Genomic DNA, 17,633 nt, shown 5'->3' on the forward strand with positions numbered 1-17,633 from the left:
GGAAATGTTTAAAGGTGTTATGATCATTATATCGTCAATGTAATCATTTCTGATTAAAAATCTTTTTTAACAAACTTAGGATTTAGCTGATTCTTTCTTTTGACAAATAAAAAAATTAAAATAGAAATAAATTTTAATTAAATGAATATCCTAATTTTTAGGAAAAAATAACATTTCCAATTGAATTTTTGAAATTTATATTTCAATCCATTTAAAATTATCTCTATTTAGAGCGTTATTTCATTCTAATTTTATTAATTCTTCTTTTAACTGTTCAAGTACAATGTTTGGATTAAGATTTGCAATTGGATCACCTAGACCTGTACCAAGATTTTCTTTAGTGAATATTTGCAATGCATTAGGATAGTTAGGTCCCCATACAAAGTTATTAATAAATTTATTATCAATTATTCGATTATTATATATACAAAGCATTTTTTTATCATATATCGATGCAACATGTACAATTGAAGTATCAACGGTAATAACTAAAGTTGCGAACTTAATCAAAGCTACAGTTTCAAAAAAGGAGCCTAACGGATTAATAATGATATTTGTTGAGGTCTTAATATGTTTTATTTTATTCGGCTCCCCAACTACTATAGTTACACAATTATCATAGTGAGATAGAAAAGATAAAATAGTTTCAATTTGTGTATCTGAAAAGCTTCTTGCTATATTGGAACCATAAGGGTTAAAAATAATAATATTTTTACCTGATAATAAATAGGGCCTAATAAATTTTTCTACAGATTCATGAGCTTGATCAGGAAGATTCACATGATATTTAATTGAATCAGCTTCTATATTTAATAGTTTTAAAATTTGTTCACTTCTCTTTGAAATATGTGATGTATATTGATCATAAAGAATCGATGTATCATACAATTTATATTTTTCTTGATTAAAACCTATAGTATGTAAAGGATTAATCGCTAAAATTATTTGAGAACGTCTTATACTATTATGACCTTTATCAACAAGATCAATAGCTACGTCAATAGATAAACTATTAAGTTGTTTTTTAAATTGCTTTATCCCTTTCTTTTTATCATACAATATAACACCATCAACGGTAATAAATTGTTCAAATAGAAATGCAATTCTTTTTTCAACTACAACATATACTTTTAATCTATTTTCTCTTAAAGATTTAATCAAATAAGAGGTAACTATTGCATCACCAATACCTTGATCATTCATTAAAATAGCTGCTGAAAGGTACTCTTTCGGAGTTAACGGTGATCTTACCTTTTTTTTTCGATTTAAAAGAGCTAATTTAACAGCTAGTTTTATTGGTTTAATTTTTAAATTCCGCTGCCTATTTAAGAATTTAATAAACTCCAAAAATTTATTTATCATCTTCCTTTTAAGATCCTAAAGTGAAAAATTTTAGCAAATTATTTATTATTAATTTTTGATATTATTTATTAAAATTTATTTGATACAAATCTGCATACAATCCATTTAATGACAACAACTCTTTATGGGTACCTTGCTCTATAATTTTACCACTGTCTATTACTAATATTTTATTAGCATTTTCAATGGTGGATAAACGATGTGCAATAATGAGCGATGTTCGCCCTTTTTGTAAATCATCTAAAGCTTTTTGTATTGCTTGTTCTGATTCTGTATCTAAGGCTGAAGTTGCTTCGTCAAGAATTAAAATAGGAGTGTTTCGTAATAACGCTCTTGCTATAGCAATCCTTTGGCGTTGACCACCAGATAATAATACACCACTCTCACCAACAATTGTTTCGAATCCATTTTCAAGTCCCATTATAAAATCATAGGCATAGGCTTGTTTAGCTGCTTCCTCTATTTGCTCTTGTGAATAATCTCCAACTCGGCCATAAGCAATATTATTTGCAACAGTATCATTGAATAAGTGTACATTTTGTGAAACCAAACCAATTTGATTGCGTAAACAACTTAGTGTTAAGTCTTGAATATTATGGTTATCAATCAAAATTTCACCGTTACTGATATCATAAAAGCGAGTAAGCAAACTTGCTATTGTACTTTTTCCTGAGCCAGAACGACCAACCAAAGCAATGGTTTTATATGGTTCGACTGAAAAACTAATATTTTGTAAAGCTGGTTCTTGTCTGCTTTCGTAAGTAAAACTGACATTTTTAAATTCAATGGCGCCTTGTACCCGTTGAATATTTATTTTGCCATCATCTTTTTCAATTGGTTGTTCAAAAATAGCAAATAGAGTTTGACAAGCAGCCATACCTTTTTGAAAATCAGCATTAACACTCGTTAGACTTTTTATTGGTTGCATCAACGCAACTAGTGAAGAAAAAACAACTGTAAATTGACCTGGTGTAATATTCAAATCAGGGTTACTCGCCATTAATAGAACAAACGCAATGGCAAAGGAAATTATAAGTTGAACTATAGGTGTTGATAAAGCTGATATTGAGACTAGTCTCATACCATCTCGCCGAAATTTATTATTTACTTTATTGAAGTTTTTAGACTCTTCATCTTGCGCACCAAAAAGAATGATTTCACGATGCCCTTTCAACATTTGCTCGACGGACATAGTTACCCCACCCATCGAATTTTGCATGTTTTTAGCTAATTTCCTAAATTTTACCGATATAAAAGTTATTAAACCTATCACAATGGGAGTAATGATAATTAATGATAAAGATAGTTCCCAACTATTGATAAACATTGTATAAAAAAGCCCACAAATAAAGGCAGACTCTCGAACAATTGTAATTAATGCATCAGAAGAAGATGAAGCGACTTGGTCGGTATCATAGGTTATACGTGAAAGTAATCTTCCTGTTGAGTTTTTATCATAAAAACTTACTGGTGCATCAACAAAATGGTTAAAAAGTTGTTGACGAATTTTAAGTACGATTTTTGTGGAAATAAAAGATAAAAAGAATGAATATCCATAATTAGCAACTCCTCTCAGAAGAACTAACCCAAAAATATAGAAGGGGGCCATAATTAAAAATTGCTGATCGTTTTGAACAAATCCCTTATCCAATAAAGGTTGTAGCATACCAATCAATGAAGTATCAGCAAAAGCACTAATAACGAGTAAAATTATTGATAATAAAAGAATTAATTTATGTTTGGCAATATAAGGCCATAACTTGGAAAAAGTTTGCCATGTTGAAGCATCTTTATCGATATCACTATGAGCTGATTGAATATTTTTTTTCATAAAATTTTTTATTAAGAATTAAATTGCATTTGGTACATTTTGGCATAAATACCATTTTCAAGTACCAGCTTATTATGTGGACCTTCTTCGACGATTTTTCCATCATCAATAACTAATATACGATCAGATTGTTCAATAGTTGATAATCGATGAGCAATAATTATAGAAGTTCGATTTTTTTGTAAATTTTCTATTGCTTGTTGAACTAATCGTTCAGATTCATTATCTAACGCTGAAGTAGCTTCATCGAAAACTAATATTGGGCTATTACGCAAAAGCACTCTGGCGATCGCAATTCGTTGCCGTTGCCCACCTGAAAGTAAAATACCATTATCGCCAATTTCTGTATCAAAACCATTTTCTAATTTTTCGATAAATTCTATCGCATTAGCCTGAATTGCTGCATTAATAATATCTTGCTTCTTATATTTATTTTTGGCCCCATACACAATATTGTCAGCTATAGTACCATTAAATAAATGCACTTTTTGTGATACAAATCCAATTTGATTACGTAGCGATTTTAGCGTGTAATTTTTAATATTTATACCATCAAGCAATATTTCCCCTTTTTCTACATCATAAAATCTTGGAATCAAACTTGCTATAGTTGATTTTCCTGCTCCAGAACGACCGACCAATGCTACTGTTTCACCTGGCTTGATTTTAAAACTTATATTATTTAAAGAAGGAGTAGTTCTTGAAGGATAAGTATAGGTTACTTGATGAAATTCAATTTCCCCATTTGCCCGCTGCAACTCTACTGTTCCATTATCTTCTTCTACAGGGGAATTTAAAAGCCCAAAAAGCGATTCGCAGGCCACAGAGCCTTTTTGTAATTCAAGATGAACACTCGTCAATTCTCTCAAAGGTCTCATAACAGCAACCATAGCAGAAAAAACAACAGTAAAAGATCCAGGAGTAATATCTATAGTTTGGTTTGCCACAAGAAATAAAATAAAACCTAACGCTAGTGTTGCTATTAGTTGAATTATTGGAGTTGACAGTCCAGACACTAATACGATTTTTAATAAACTTCGCCTAAAAATTTTATTGATTATATAAAAATTGTTTTTTTCATATTTTTGAGCATTAAAAACTAGTATTTCTTTATGACCTTTTAACATTTCGTCGGCAGCTGTTGTTATATTCCCTATTCCTTTTTGCATAGAAAGAAGTGAATTTCGGAATTTTTTTGCAATAAATTGAGCAATAAAAATAACTAAAGGTACGACAATAATAAGGACTAATGCCAATTTCCAATTCCCATAAAACATCACTATGCATAATCCGATTGCATAAGCTATTTCTCTTACTAATATGATTAGCGCATCAGAAGATGCTTTAGATAATAGCTGTGTGTTATATGTAATAACAGTAACAAGTTCACCAACTGGATTTTTGTCTAAAAAATTAATAGGACTTTTGACTAAATGATCAAAAATCAATTGACGAAAATTAGTTATAACTTTACCTGAAAGCCAAGAAAGACAATAAGTTGAACAGTAGTTAGACAAACCACGTAATGCGATTAAAGCAATAATACCAACTGAAAAAAGAATAAGTAATTCATAATTTTTATCCATTAATCCATTGTCTAATAACGGTTTAGTTAATGAAATTAATGTTGCATCAGTTGCGGCATTCAATAAAAGAGCAAAAATTGCAACAATTAAAGCTTTTTTATGGGGATAAATAAAAGGCCACAATTGTTTAATGGTATTCAGAGAGCTATATTTATTTGACATAAGAAAGTAAATAAGTTTATTTGAAGTCGAATTATACTATACATACTTTGTGAATTTAAATTTTATTGCAATTCTTTTTCAACTAGAAATAATTTTTATAACCTTTATAATAATGTAAAGAATATTCAAATTAACTTTCACTATTTAAACTGATCAACAGATAATAATAAGTTAAAAAGAACAGACGCATTGATTTTCGTGTTTTTTTCAATAAGTAATAGACATGATTTATTATAACTCAATAACAATAATAATAAATTAGATAGAAATTAATTTAGTTCAAATAATGCAACAGGAAACAAGCAATGTATTTTAATGCGAGTAGTATTATTAAAAAAAAAATTACAATTGGAACCACTAGTGATATTAATATCAATCAGTTAAACATTGCTTATGGAATTGATAAAAACTTTTTTTTAGGCTGTGCTGTTTCAATTACGTCTATCTTATTAACTAATTCAGAACTCAATTTTAATTTTCATATTTTCACAAATTCTATTAATGATGATTTTCAGCAAAAATTACAACAATTAACAGACAAATATAAAACCCAGATAACTATATATTTAGTGGAAGATTCTTATTTTACTAATTTACCAACAACAAAAAACTGGACATTAGCTACGTATTTCCGTTTCATTGTCGCAGATTATTTTTACAATAAAATAGACAAAATCCTTTATTTGGATGCTGATATTGTATGTAAAGGGTCTTTAGCAGAATTATTTAACTTAGAATTTGATAACAATATTGCTTATGTAGTTATTGAAAAAGACCCAATATGGTGGGAAAAATGTGCAAAAAGGCTTAATGAAAATAAATTATTGAATGGTTATTTTAACGCAGGTTTTCTACTAGTTAATCTGAAAAAATGGAAAGAGAATAATATAAATGAAAAAGCATTAAAATTGCTAACAAACGAGAACTTACGTAAGAAATTTACCCATTTAGATCAAGATGTGTTAAATCTATTATTATTGGATAAAGTTAAGTACCTTGATAGAAAATATAACCAACAAATTAGTATTAATTACGAGTTAAAATATAAATCAAATAAAGTTCGCAAATATCCTATAACCGATGCAACTATATTAATTCATTATATTGGACCTACAAAACCTTGGCACAAATGGGCTGAAAATTATGAATGTTCAAAATATTTTTTGGATGCAAAAAATAATTCTCCATGGCAAATGACACCCTTATTATTAGCTACCACTTCGAGCCAAATGAGATATTGTGCAAAACATAAGTTACATCAAAATAAAGTCGTTGAGAGTTTAATTAGTTATTTAATTTATTGCTTGAAAAAATTAAAATTATAGTTTAATCGAAAGCATCTGTAATTGTTTCTAACATTGCATTGGAGCTATATTTGTATAATTTATCTAAACTGATTGGAACAAATGGAGATTCTAAAAATTTTTTTATTTGATGGTGATTATTTTCATCAAGAATAAAAATTTGCTCTGGAGAATAAAAATCATATTCTTTTATAGATTTATTAGTAGTAATTAATCTTTTATTCAATAACACTGCTTCAATAGCTCTTAAAGTTACACCTGTTTGACCTATTTGTCCTATTTCTAAGATGACATCACTATGTTTTACTTTTTCAATATTATCTAAATAACTAATTTTATTACCGAGTTTATAATAATCTGATGAGTGAAATAAACTTTCAGTATTGGTTGCTTTATAGTTAATTAAATTAAAATCTGTTTGATAACCATTTACATGCAAAATAGGGGCAATTCTGTTAAGCACTTTAGCTCTATCATCCCAATACTCCCCGATGAAAAAACATGTTTTAATAATATTAGATTTGTTATCTTGTTCGGCTCGCAATTTTTTCATTTCTGAATATGTAAAAGGAAGAAACTGATTCAAATATATAAATTTATATTTCTTACAATCATTAAAATCAAAACTGTATATTTTATCAAAATATGGTGTAATTTTACTTATATAATCTTCATTTTGTTGTAACCATTTTTTTTTATTTTTCATACTATCGTTTAAAACATCAATAGTATCTCGTAACACCAAAACTCGATGGCATTTAACATCCTTAATTAAATCTATAAATCCTGAAACACCAAAACCACTACATAATAAGATATCATCATATTTCAATTGTCTTAATTTTATAAATTGATGAAATTTTATAAACCAATGTCGAGGAAGGTTATTTCTATCAAGTTTTAAATTAATATTTCTAAAATGTTTCATTAATTTATTAAAAAGTACAACATCGTACTCAGACTTAAGGGTATTAACCATATATTTTTCATAGTCAGCATTCCACTCGGCAAAATAAATAGTCATACTTTAACCCTTAATTGAATCAATTTTAGCTATACAAAGTTCAAGTTTTTCAACCATATCTGAACTAAAAATACCATATTGATTTAGTTTTTTCATATCAAGAACAGAATATTTTGGTCTTTTTGCTTTAAATTGAAAAAATGAGGTTTTAACAGGAAAAACTTCCGGTATATTATTCAATTTGCCTTGATTGGTAGCTGTCGTTATTATTTGCTTGGCAAATGAATACCAAGACATAGATTTATTACCACAATAGTGATAAATACCCCCTACAATATTTTTTTCGATAATACGAATCATCAACTCAGCTAGATCTCCTGCATAGGTTGGACATCCAATCTGATCATCCACTATAGATAATTTATTATTCTGATTGACTAATTTTAAAATAGTTTTTACAAAGTTATTTCCATATTCACTAAATACCCAAGATGTGCGAATTATTATTGCTGATGAATCAACACTCATAACAGCAATTTCACCTTCTCGTTTTGTTTTACCATAGACATTGATAGGATTTGTCAAATCATCTTCTGTATAAGGGTATTTTTTTAAACCGTCGAAAACATAATCCGTTGAAATATGGATGAATTTAGCTCTATTTTTTTTTGCCGCTAAAGCCAAGTTTTCTGGGCCAAAAACATTAACTTTATAAGCCAAATCGTATTCAGTTTCAGCTTTATCAACAGCAGTATATGCAGCTGCATTTACAATTACATCAGGTTTATATTTAGCAACCCATTCTTCGACATTGGACCTATCGCTAATATCCAGTTCAAAATGATCTGCAGTAATCAATTGCCAATTATTAGGATATATATCGCAAAAGCACTGACCTACTTGACCTTGAGCACCAGTTAACAAAACTTTCATTAAGTTATAATAATTCCTGTAAAGTTTTACCTAATTTATCTTTATCTGATAATATTGGATTTTTCATCGGCCAATTAATATTAATAGTAGGATCATTCCACGACAAGCATTCCTCAGAACTTGGATTATAATAATCAGTACATTTATATTCAAAAGCAGCAAAATCAGATAAAACTTGAAAACCATGTGCAAATCCAGGTGGAACCCATAATTGAGTATGATTATCTGATGACAAAATCATGCCCACCCATTTACCAAAAGTCTTAGAGTCCTTTCTTATATCTACTGCAACGTCAAAAACTTTACCTTGAACAACTCTCAGTAATTTTCCTTGAGGATTATCTTTTTGGAAATGCAATCCGCGTAATACATTTTTATATGAATATGAGTAATTATCTTGGACAAAGTCATATTCAATCCTTAACAACTTTTGATAAAGTTTCTTCTGAAAAATTTCAAAAAAATGTCCTCTATTATCTTTATAAATTCTTGGCTGAATAATTTTCAGCCCAGGAATTGTTGTGTCAAAAATTTGCATAATTAAATCTTTTCAACTAATTGATATAAATATTGACCATATAAAGTTTTTTTAGCATCTAACGCCTCCCTTCTCACCTGTTCCGCACTCAACCAGCCATTTCTAAATGAAATTTCTTCTAAACAGGCAACTTTCAATCCCTGCCTTTTTTCGATAATTTGGACAAAAGATGATGCTTCAAGCAAGCTATCGTGGGTTCCTGTATCAAGCCAAGCAAATCCTCTACCAAGGATCTCAACATTCAATAATCCAGAATCTAAATACATTTGATTAAGTGTAGTTATTTCTAATTCTCCGCGGCTCGATGGCTTAACTTGTTTCGCCATCTCGACTACATTTTCATCATAAAAATAAAGTCCTGTCACAGCCCAATTTGATTTCGGTTTAATGGGTTTTTCTTCAATAGACAGTGCTTTGAAATTTATATCAAAATCTACAACCCCAAAACGTTCAGGATCTACGACTTGATAACCAAAAATAGTCGCTCCTACTTTGTTAGCTACAACTTTCTCTAACTTTTTACCAAAACTTTCACCAAAAAAAAGGTTGTCTCCCAAAATAAGAGCACAACGTTGTTTTTGAATAAACTCCTCACCTATAATAAATGCTTGAGCTAAACCTTCAGGTTTTGCTTGTACTGCATAACTCAGTTTAATTCCAAAGCGTGAACCATCACCTAATAATCGTTGAAACATAGGCATGTCATCCGGAGTTGTAATAATTAAAATATCACGAATCCCAGCTATCATTAATACTGATAATGGATAATAAATCATTGGTTTATCATAAATAGGTAATAACTGTTTAGATACACCTCGAGTTATAGGATAAAGACGGGTTCCTGAACCACCTGCAAGCACTATACCTTTCATAAATATTCCTATTTTTTGATTATCCCTTGTCGCGAACTTATATATGTACCATCTTTGATATGCTCACACCAACTTTTGTGATCTAGATACCATTGTACTGTTTTTCTCATTCCGCTTTTAAAAGTTTCTTGAGGTTGCCATCCTAAGTCTTTATATATTTTTGATGCATCAATTGCATATCGCTGATCATGCCCAGGTCTATCAGTTACATACGTGATTAGATCTTTATAGTGATTAACACCATTAGGTTTAATTTGCACTAACTCTTCAAGCAAGTCACAGATTATATTCACAACATCAATATTTTTTTGTTCATTGTGCCCACCAATATTATAGGTTTCACCTACAATGGCTTTAGTCGCAACTAAATAAAGAGCTCTAGCATGATCTTCAACATATAACCAATCCCTTACTTGCTGACCATTTCCATAAACAGGTAACGGTTTGCCTTCAATTGCATTAAGTATTGTTAGAGGAATTAGCTTTTCAGGAAAATGATAAGGACCATAGTTATTAGAGCAGTTCGTAATAATAGTAGGTAAACCAAATGTTCTATACCAAGCACGGACTAAATGATCGCTTGAAGCTTTTGAAGCTGAATAAGGGCTACTTGGTGAATAAGGCGTTCTTTCAGTAAATAGATCATTGGTACCATTTAAGTCACCATATACTTCATCAGTAGAAATATGATGAAAACGAAAATTATTTTTCTTATCTTTTTCTAAACTATGCCAATATGTTAAAGCTGATTCCAAAAGCGTATATGTGCCAATTATATTTGTTTCAATAAATACTGATGGATTATCAATAGAACGGTCAACATGACTTTCAGCAGCTAAATGCATTATAATATCAGGTCTAAAATCATTCAGAATATTGTCAATAGCTTTTCGATCACAAATATCAACTTGTCTGAAATTAAAGCGATTATTTTTAGATACTTCATCTAAAGATTCCAAATTACCAGCATATGTTAATTTATCAATAACTAATACATGATGTTCAGTTTCTTCTATAATATAGCGCACAACAGCAGAACCTATAAATCCAGCTCCACCAGTAATAATAAATTTCATATGTTATCAATCCTAATTAGCAATACTTTTTTAAATTAATATTCTAAATTTCACTATTACAAAAATAGCTTAAGTCATATCTGTATTTTTATCATCAGATAAAATTATATTAATATCAAATACACAAATTTATTTTTTAATTTTTACTCTTGGATAATTTGTTTTTTTATCAGTTTCAATCTATATTTCATAAATTAAAATATCATACAACGCTCTAATTATTGCTAAGTTAGCACTAAATCTAGCTGCTAGGTGTCGTGAGATATAATTCCTTTAAACAATAATAAAGCTTTTTAAAAAGATAGATTTTATTATTTTATAAAATTTTTTTGTAGATAATAAAATCAAGTCCCAATAAATGTAATACCCATATTTTTACTCTATTTTTTTTATATCTACGTAATTCAATTATTTTGTAAAGCAAGATTAGTCTTTTTGTCAATTTCCCGTACAAGAAACAATTGAGCACCTCTTTGTTAACACATCTAAAATCTGTTTTAGCTAATAAAATATTTTCATACTGAAAAGTCAAATCATATAACTTCTGAATTTTTTCACTGTGTTTAATAGTATTATTTTGATGCCATCTATAAGAAAAAAGTACTTTATCTAAATATTTAATTTTAGCATATTTAGCAATTTGAAGATTCATAAACCAATCTTCTAATGGAGCATTTTTGTTATACAATCCTGTTTTATCATATATCGATTTTCTAACTAAGTAACCATTAGGTATATGATTACCTCTATACAAATACAGGTATGTTCCAAAATTATTTTTTAATTGTTTTATTTTTAGGAAGTCAGCAAATGTCTTATAGTAAGCCTTATCTTGATTATAAGTAATATTTCTAAATTCATCCCAATAAGAAACCTTACCATTATCATCAATAATTTCATTATCTCCAACTACTAAAGCATAATCACTATTTTTTTGTAAAAATAAAACTTCATCCTTAATTGCATCAGCCTTAGCTAAATCATCAGATGCTATGTAATAAATGTAATCACCTGATGATAAATTTATTAACTTGTTACAAGTTGAACCAATACCCTGATTTTCTTGTTTTTTAAATATAACATTAACAAATCTTTCTTTGCATAAACTTTCCATTTCAAGAATTTTTTCATAAGTGGAATCTGTTGAACCATCATCAATAATAATTAATTCTATATTCTCATAAATTTGAGAAATGATTGATTTTATAGTTTCTTGAACGTAATTTTCATGATTATAAGATGGAACAACCACAGAGACTAAAGGTAACTTATTGATAAGCATTTACTACCTCAATAACCTTCTCAATTTCTTTCTGTGTCATTACAGGACTAATTGGTAACGAAAGAACCTCATTATGTATTTTTTCAGTTATAGGATAGTTTAAATCATTCCATTCTTTATATGCTTCTTGTTTATGAATAGGAATTGGATAATGGATTAGGGTTTGTATTCCATTTGATTGAAGGTAACTTTGTAGCTTCGCTCTATTTTCTGTTCTTATAACAAAAAGATGCCATACATGCATATCTTTCTCTACAGATTTAGGTAAAACAATTAAAGGATTATTGATATTACTAATATAACAATTTGCTATTTTACGACGCTTGTTATTATCTTCATCTAAATAAGGTAATTTTACATTCACTACTGCAGCTTGTAATTCATCTAATCTGGAGTTGACGCCCTTATATAGATTAATGTATTTTTTATTAGAACCATAATTGGCAATTGCTTTGATCTTTAGATATAATTCTTCATCATTTGTAGTTACTGCTCCTCCATCACCTAAACAACCTAGGTTTTTTCCTGGATAAAACGAAAAACCGCTAGCATCTCCCAAATTACCTACTCTACGTCCTTTATAGATAGCACCATGAGCTTGAGCAGAATCTTCTATTATTTTTAAATTATACTTCTCAGCTAACTTCCATATAGATTTCATCTCAACCGCTTGACCATATAAATGGACAACCATAATAGCTTTTGTTTTTGATGTTATTGCACGTTCAATTAAGTCAGGATTAATATTATAAGTATCAAGATCAGGTTCAACCAAAACAGGTTTACACCCATTTTCTGAAATAGCCAGTACTGATGCAATATAAGTATTAGCAGGAACAATGATTTCATCTTCTGGACCGAAACCATAGGCTTTAATTATTAAATTAAGCGCATCTAAACCATTTGCCACACCAACTGCATACTTAGTTCCACAGTACGCTGCAAATGCCTCATTAAAAATATTATTTTCTTCTCCTTGTAAATACCATCCTTTATCAAAAATTTGTTTAAACCTTTCATTAATTTCTTTTTCATACATATTGTTAATACTAGCTAAATCAAGAAATTTAATCATATTATCTACCTTTTATCCATTTAATAATTTTCAAAATAAATGCAACATCTATTTTAATTACAGTCCCCCCTTTTTTAATAGTAAAAGTCAATAAAGGTATTTTCCAAAGATATAAGTTTTTTCGATTTCTTTCATTTGATTGCTTATAGTAAAAAAGAGGAATAAGATTGAAAATGTTTATTCTGCTATCGTTATAACGATTTTTGAATAAAGTAACTATTGAGATCCCCATTACCTTCCATCTTTTACACTTTTTATAGATTTTATAATTGAAACTTTCAAAATATCTATAAGTTAAAGATGTTTTTTCCATGGCATCTTTTAAATAAACGATTACAGATTCAATAGTATGATTCTTGATAAAATATTTATATGCATCCTCACCTAATATTTTTTTCTGATTATGAACATAAATATCTTCTATAATATCCTTTAGTGGTTTTGCATTCAAATTCAATTCTTCCATTTGAGTATCAAACCACCCAAGACAATATTTAACTGTATCTTGCAGATAAACATATTTATTACAAGTAAAGGGTACAACATTATGTGGAATAATTATAGAAGGTAATTTTAATGCTGCGCCCTCTAGAATCGACGTCCCCATTGCAAATAAAGCATCTACTTTAGTCGATAAAAATTCATCTAATTTATTATCAGTTATTGTCCCCATAAAATGAATTATCAAATTAGGAAAATCATTTATATGGATTTTTTCTTTATCTTCACCTGAACCTATAATATATATATTTTTTTTAGTAAAAGAATCTAACTTATTTAAATGATTTAATAAATCAATAATTGAATATATCTTATCTGTACATAGCCTGCCTAAAACAGCAATATTAATTTCTCCAACTTTAACTAACTCATAACTAGCACATTTGCTTTTTTGTTTCATTACAACTGGAACATAGCATTCATCAAAAATTATTTTTTTTGTATTTTGTGCCATACGATGTGAGTAATCAGCAAAAAACACAGAATTGGTTGATTTAACTATCCTTAGGAATTTATTTAAAATTTTACGTTTTATACCCCATACATTTTTTAAGACAGAAATGCAACTATTATGCCAATTGAAAAATAAAATTTTACTATCTGGATGCATAGATGGTAACCAACATGCCCAGTATATTGGAGTGATCAATAAAATCGGTTCATTATCCATATGAATACCGAAATCCTGTTCACTAACTTCAATTTTTTTTACTAATGGATTTTTAAGAAGTTGATCTGATAACCCTTTCTTATAATCGGTATAATATACCTCAAAATTTGAATCTTCGGCTAGCTTATCAGCTAATCTAGTTAAATAATAGGGACCACCAGAAACCTCTTTCCAAGGAAAATAAAACACAACCTTTCGTTTTACAACATTAGTCATGTTTATACCTCAATCAACTCAATTATGTAAGTGTTTGGTAACATTAAGAAACAAATTCTTTTGTGAAAGTAAACCGATTTTTTTAAAGGTGAAATTACTTTGAATCTATTATTTTTAAATATTTCCAATGCTCTTTCAATGTTTTGAACATAATATGCAAAATGGTACATTTTATTTTTATTATTGATCCAATAGTTCAAAGTTGTACTATTATCAAGATTTTCTAATAATTCTAATCTTGGTTGATCATCTGCCACAATAAACATACCTCTAATACCTTGCAATTCATCCTCGAAAACATCACTTTCTTTTGAATAGCCTAACATTTTATAAGTTTCAAATTCTTTATGAATATCTGTTGTGGCAACCCCAATATGGTGAAACTTAAAACCGTGAATATATTGTTTAAAATTTCTTTGAAAAATTAAAAAAATCTTCTTAGTTAATATAGTTTTTAATTCTTTCACAAAATAGTCGTGAGTAACAAAATGTTCAACACAATCATAGGGCAAATTGTTTAACTTTACTTTAATTGTAGCTTCTCTTTTGTCTTCAGATAAGGAATCATGAAAAGATACAACAGATACATTATCAGAAATGGTTTTACAATATAATTCATCTAAATTTAGATGGTTGAATGCTACTTCATAAATCAAATAAACACTTTCTATTGCTGCTAAAGAACCTTTACGGATGACCCACCGTCCCCACTCAGCTTTATTGTCTTCTAAATTATAAATTGCTATGAGGCCTTCTTTTTTTAAAGTTAATTTATTTTCAATGACAAAATAATAATCACCTGTCTTCTCAAAATAAGTATTCAACCATTTAATTTGGTCATTAACATCTTCTGAAATTGCATTGATATATTTATTTCGTTCTTTGTCTTCTAATCTGACCGACACAATGAATTCAGCATCATCCATCGTAACAGGCCTGAGTTTATAACTATAACCATCTATATTTATAGAGTGTCTCATCTTTAATTCATTTTTCCTAATAAACAATTTAATATTTCATTTAATGTTATCATTTGAGCTATATCATTCTCATCAAATGAAACACCGAATTCATTTTCAAGCATTAAAACAATCTCAACATGTGATATAGAATCCCACAATTTATCTGAATCCTTATTATTTGATAAATCGTTAACGTTGATTTTTGTAATTTTAGATACTATTTCAATAACTTTTTCTTCCATTTTAAATACCTTTTTTGACAATGATTTTAATTAATTCGTTAGGCAATTGATAATCAAATTTATTAGACGTATTATAGTTTGACAGATATTTATTGAAAAAATTTAAAGCTGGTGTATTTCGTTCACCTTTAATACACTTAGCTTCAAAACTATGTAAATTTAAATAATCCAAACCAATTTTTACTGCACCTAAAACAATAGTATCATCTATGCCACGACCTAAAGCTCTACAGCTTATGAAGCATTCCTCTAAAATGCCTACTTTATTCTTTTCTGAAATAATTACTCCACCTATAATACCGCTATCAGATAATCGATCGCGTAGGCTTATCGAAATAACTGCTGATCTCTTATCTTTAACCAAATTTTCAACTTCATTAAGAGAATATCTTTTATAACTAAAAATAAATTGATTTGTTTTATTTGCTAGCTCTGCAATTCTATCTGATTGTTGAATGTCATTGACACAATACTCTAACTGCATTTTTAAATCCGCAAAATATTCTTCCTTTGACAATAAATTAATAATTTTATTCCTAGCCTCATTAGATTGCGTGTCTTTTTGTCTAAGTGAATCTTCAGCTTTGACATTCAATTTCAAAAGTCCAGGATAATTATTCAGTATATTGTTAGTTATATTTGCATCGTTATTCGCTAATAATATATGTATATTAGGATGAGCATTAGTAACACTATGCAATTCGCCTGTGTTATCATCAATAAATAACAAGCTATCGGTGTTGACATTCAAGTAGTTAGATATTAATCCAATTGATTCTGATTTACTGTTCCAGTTAGCATAAATTTTAGTAAAATCATCTAAGGATAAAGGAAAGTCTTCTCTCTTATTGAATAAGTCTATGACATCTTGCTCATTATTTTTAGATGCAATACATAGAAAAAAACCTTGCTCTTTTAATTTTTTTAAAGTGCTTTGTAAATTTCGGTGTCCCTGTGTTAAAATTACCCCATCTATGCCATCTTCACCTAAAACACCTTTATATAATGTGTTATCTAAATCAACAATTATACCTTTAAGGTTTGGTTTTAAAAGACTTGGAATATAATTCAACCCTATCTCTTTCGAGACTTCAAGGCATGATAATGAACTTAATTTAGTGCCAGAAAATTTTTCTAATCTAAGATCAACAAATTTATCACCTAATCTATCTTCAACTTTATCTAAATTGTAAACCACAACCTGCTTATCATTTAATTTGAAGTGATGCCCAAATGGTATAAATAAAATAGGTTTTTTATATTTTTTCTTCAGAAAATTCATTCTTTCTTCAATAAATGAATCTACATTTTCAATTCTATAGCGACTGAAATCAATCCACAAAATCAATAAATCTGATGCAAAATTCAAATTAAAAAAACTTAATGAATCATCATAATCACTGTACTCAAACTTTACACTAGTTTCGCTAAAAGCTAGATAAGGATAAATTGTATTTTCAATTAATTCAAAAGAATGATTTCGGTAAATTGAAATAGTGTAACACTCTGAAGGCAATCCTTTTTCTTTGGGATAATTTAACAAATCTAATCGTGAAGGATTATCTTCAAATAAAAATTTTTGTAATTGCAATTGATTTTTCATCAGTGATCACCTTTTAACTGAGTAAAATCATTAATATATTCGTTAGGATCATATAATTCATTAGATAAAACTAATAAAACAGCTTTATCTGAAAAATCATACATTTCTTTCCATACTAATTTATCGATCCATAATGCAGTATTAGGATTATTTAAATTGAATATCTTATCTACACCAGATTGTTCTTTGATCTTAATTTTAATAGAGCCATTGATCGCAATAAAAACAAACTGTGATTTTTTATTTGCATGAGCCCCTCTGGGAACATTACCCTGTACATTAAAAACATAAAAAATTCTCTTAATTTCAAAAGGTATCTGATTTAGGTTTTCCAATACCACTAAAGATCCTCTATCATCTGATATACTTTGTAAATTTATAATCCTATAGCTTTCCACAAACCCCCTCCCAGAAACTGTGTAAAGAATTTTTAATTTCATATTAAAATCTTTAC

The 17,633-nt window shown here is 28.6% G+C and carries 16 protein-coding genes; 1 reads left to right on the forward strand and 15 read right to left on the reverse strand.

What is annotated here, in order from left to right; translation table 11 throughout:
• Positions 1 to 240: 240 nt before the first annotated feature.
• From A9G08_RS07305 to msbA (A9G08_RS07315), 3 genes are all read right to left on the reverse strand, one after another.
• Positions 241 to 1,362, reverse strand: a complete 1,122-nt coding sequence (locus A9G08_RS07305) for a glycosyltransferase family 9 protein (protein ID WP_065563057.1) — start codon at positions 1,360 to 1,362, stop codon at positions 241 to 243.
• A 61-nt stretch (positions 1,363 to 1,423) separates the two neighbouring features.
• Positions 1,424 to 3,193 (reverse strand): lipid A ABC transporter ATP-binding protein/permease MsbA, encoded by a 1,770-nt coding sequence (gene msbA / locus A9G08_RS07310; RefSeq protein WP_065563058.1) that lies wholly within the window; start codon positions 3,191 to 3,193, stop codon positions 1,424 to 1,426.
• Between the two features lie 11 nt (positions 3,194 to 3,204).
• Positions 3,205 to 4,941 carry a lipid A export permease/ATP-binding protein MsbA gene (msbA, locus tag A9G08_RS07315; protein ID WP_065563059.1) on the reverse strand — a complete coding sequence of 579 codons (1,737 nt, stop codon included), beginning with the start codon at positions 4,939 to 4,941 and terminating at the stop codon, positions 3,205 to 3,207.
• Between the two features lie 305 nt (positions 4,942 to 5,246).
• Between msbA (A9G08_RS07315) and A9G08_RS07320 the strand changes: the two genes are divergently transcribed.
• Positions 5,247 to 6,266, forward strand: a complete 1,020-nt coding sequence (locus A9G08_RS07320; protein ID WP_065563060.1) for a glycosyltransferase — start codon at positions 5,247 to 5,249, stop codon at positions 6,264 to 6,266.
• A 1-nt stretch (position 6,267) separates the two neighbouring features.
• Here the strand turns inward: A9G08_RS07320 and A9G08_RS07325 are convergent, their stop codons facing one another.
• The 12 genes from A9G08_RS07325 to A9G08_RS07380 form a co-directional block, all read right to left on the reverse strand.
• Positions 6,268 to 7,269 (reverse strand): hypothetical protein, encoded by a 1,002-nt coding sequence (locus A9G08_RS07325; RefSeq protein WP_065563061.1) that lies wholly within the window; start codon positions 7,267 to 7,269, stop codon positions 6,268 to 6,270.
• A 3-nt stretch (positions 7,270 to 7,272) separates the two neighbouring features.
• Complete coding sequence (gene rfbD / locus A9G08_RS07330) at positions 7,273 to 8,142, reverse strand: dTDP-4-dehydrorhamnose reductase (RefSeq protein WP_065563062.1); 870 nt, start codon at positions 8,140 to 8,142, stop codon at positions 7,273 to 7,275.
• A gap of 4 nt (positions 8,143 to 8,146) precedes the next feature.
• Positions 8,147 to 8,680, reverse strand: coding sequence for a dTDP-4-dehydrorhamnose 3,5-epimerase (gene rfbC / locus A9G08_RS07335; protein WP_065563063.1), 534 nt, complete (start codon positions 8,678 to 8,680; stop codon positions 8,147 to 8,149).
• 2 nt (positions 8,681 to 8,682) lie between these two features.
• Complete coding sequence (gene rfbA / locus A9G08_RS07340) at positions 8,683 to 9,552, reverse strand: glucose-1-phosphate thymidylyltransferase RfbA (RefSeq protein WP_065563064.1); 870 nt, start codon at positions 9,550 to 9,552, stop codon at positions 8,683 to 8,685.
• A gap of 8 nt (positions 9,553 to 9,560) precedes the next feature.
• A complete protein-coding gene (gene rfbB / locus A9G08_RS07345) occupies positions 9,561 to 10,628 on the reverse strand; it encodes a dTDP-glucose 4,6-dehydratase (RefSeq protein ID WP_065563065.1) in 1,068 nt (355 codons plus the stop codon).
• Positions 10,629 to 10,944: 316 nt separating this feature from the next.
• A complete protein-coding gene (locus tag A9G08_RS07350) occupies positions 10,945 to 11,910 on the reverse strand; it encodes a glycosyltransferase (RefSeq protein WP_065563066.1) in 966 nt (321 codons plus the stop codon).
• Complete coding sequence (locus tag A9G08_RS07355; RefSeq protein WP_065563067.1) at positions 11,897 to 12,985, reverse strand: DegT/DnrJ/EryC1/StrS family aminotransferase; 1,089 nt, start codon at positions 12,983 to 12,985, stop codon at positions 11,897 to 11,899. The genes A9G08_RS07350 and A9G08_RS07355 overlap by 14 nt, the downstream gene beginning before the upstream one ends.
• 1 nt (position 12,986) lies before the next feature.
• The gene (locus A9G08_RS07360) at positions 12,987 to 14,372 is read right to left on the reverse strand and encodes a hypothetical protein (protein WP_065563068.1); all 1,386 of its coding nucleotides are present in this window, start codon (positions 14,370 to 14,372) and stop codon (positions 12,987 to 12,989) included.
• 2 nt (positions 14,373 to 14,374) lie between these two features.
• Complete coding sequence (locus tag A9G08_RS11520; protein ID WP_081299531.1) at positions 14,375 to 15,352, reverse strand: GNAT family N-acetyltransferase; 978 nt, start codon at positions 15,350 to 15,352, stop codon at positions 14,375 to 14,377.
• Positions 15,353 to 15,354: 2 nt separating this feature from the next.
• Entirely contained in the window at positions 15,355 to 15,576 is a 222-nt protein-coding gene (locus tag A9G08_RS07370) for an acyl carrier protein (protein WP_081299532.1), read from the reverse strand.
• Between the two features lies 1 nt (position 15,577).
• On the reverse strand, positions 15,578 to 17,179 hold the full coding sequence (locus A9G08_RS07375) for an HAD-IIIC family phosphatase (protein ID WP_065563070.1): 1,602 nt from the start codon (positions 17,177 to 17,179) through the stop codon (positions 15,578 to 15,580).
• A complete protein-coding gene (locus A9G08_RS07380) occupies positions 17,179 to 17,619 on the reverse strand; it encodes a sugar 3,4-ketoisomerase (protein ID WP_065563071.1) in 441 nt (146 codons plus the stop codon). Before A9G08_RS07380 ends, A9G08_RS07375 begins: the two co-directional genes overlap by 1 nt.
• Between the last annotated feature and the right edge of the window lie 14 nt (positions 17,620 to 17,633).

Source organism: Gilliamella sp. wkB195, assembly GCF_001690445.1.
Classification (GTDB): Bacteria; Pseudomonadota; Gammaproteobacteria; order Enterobacterales; family Orbaceae; genus Gilliamella; species Gilliamella apicola_E.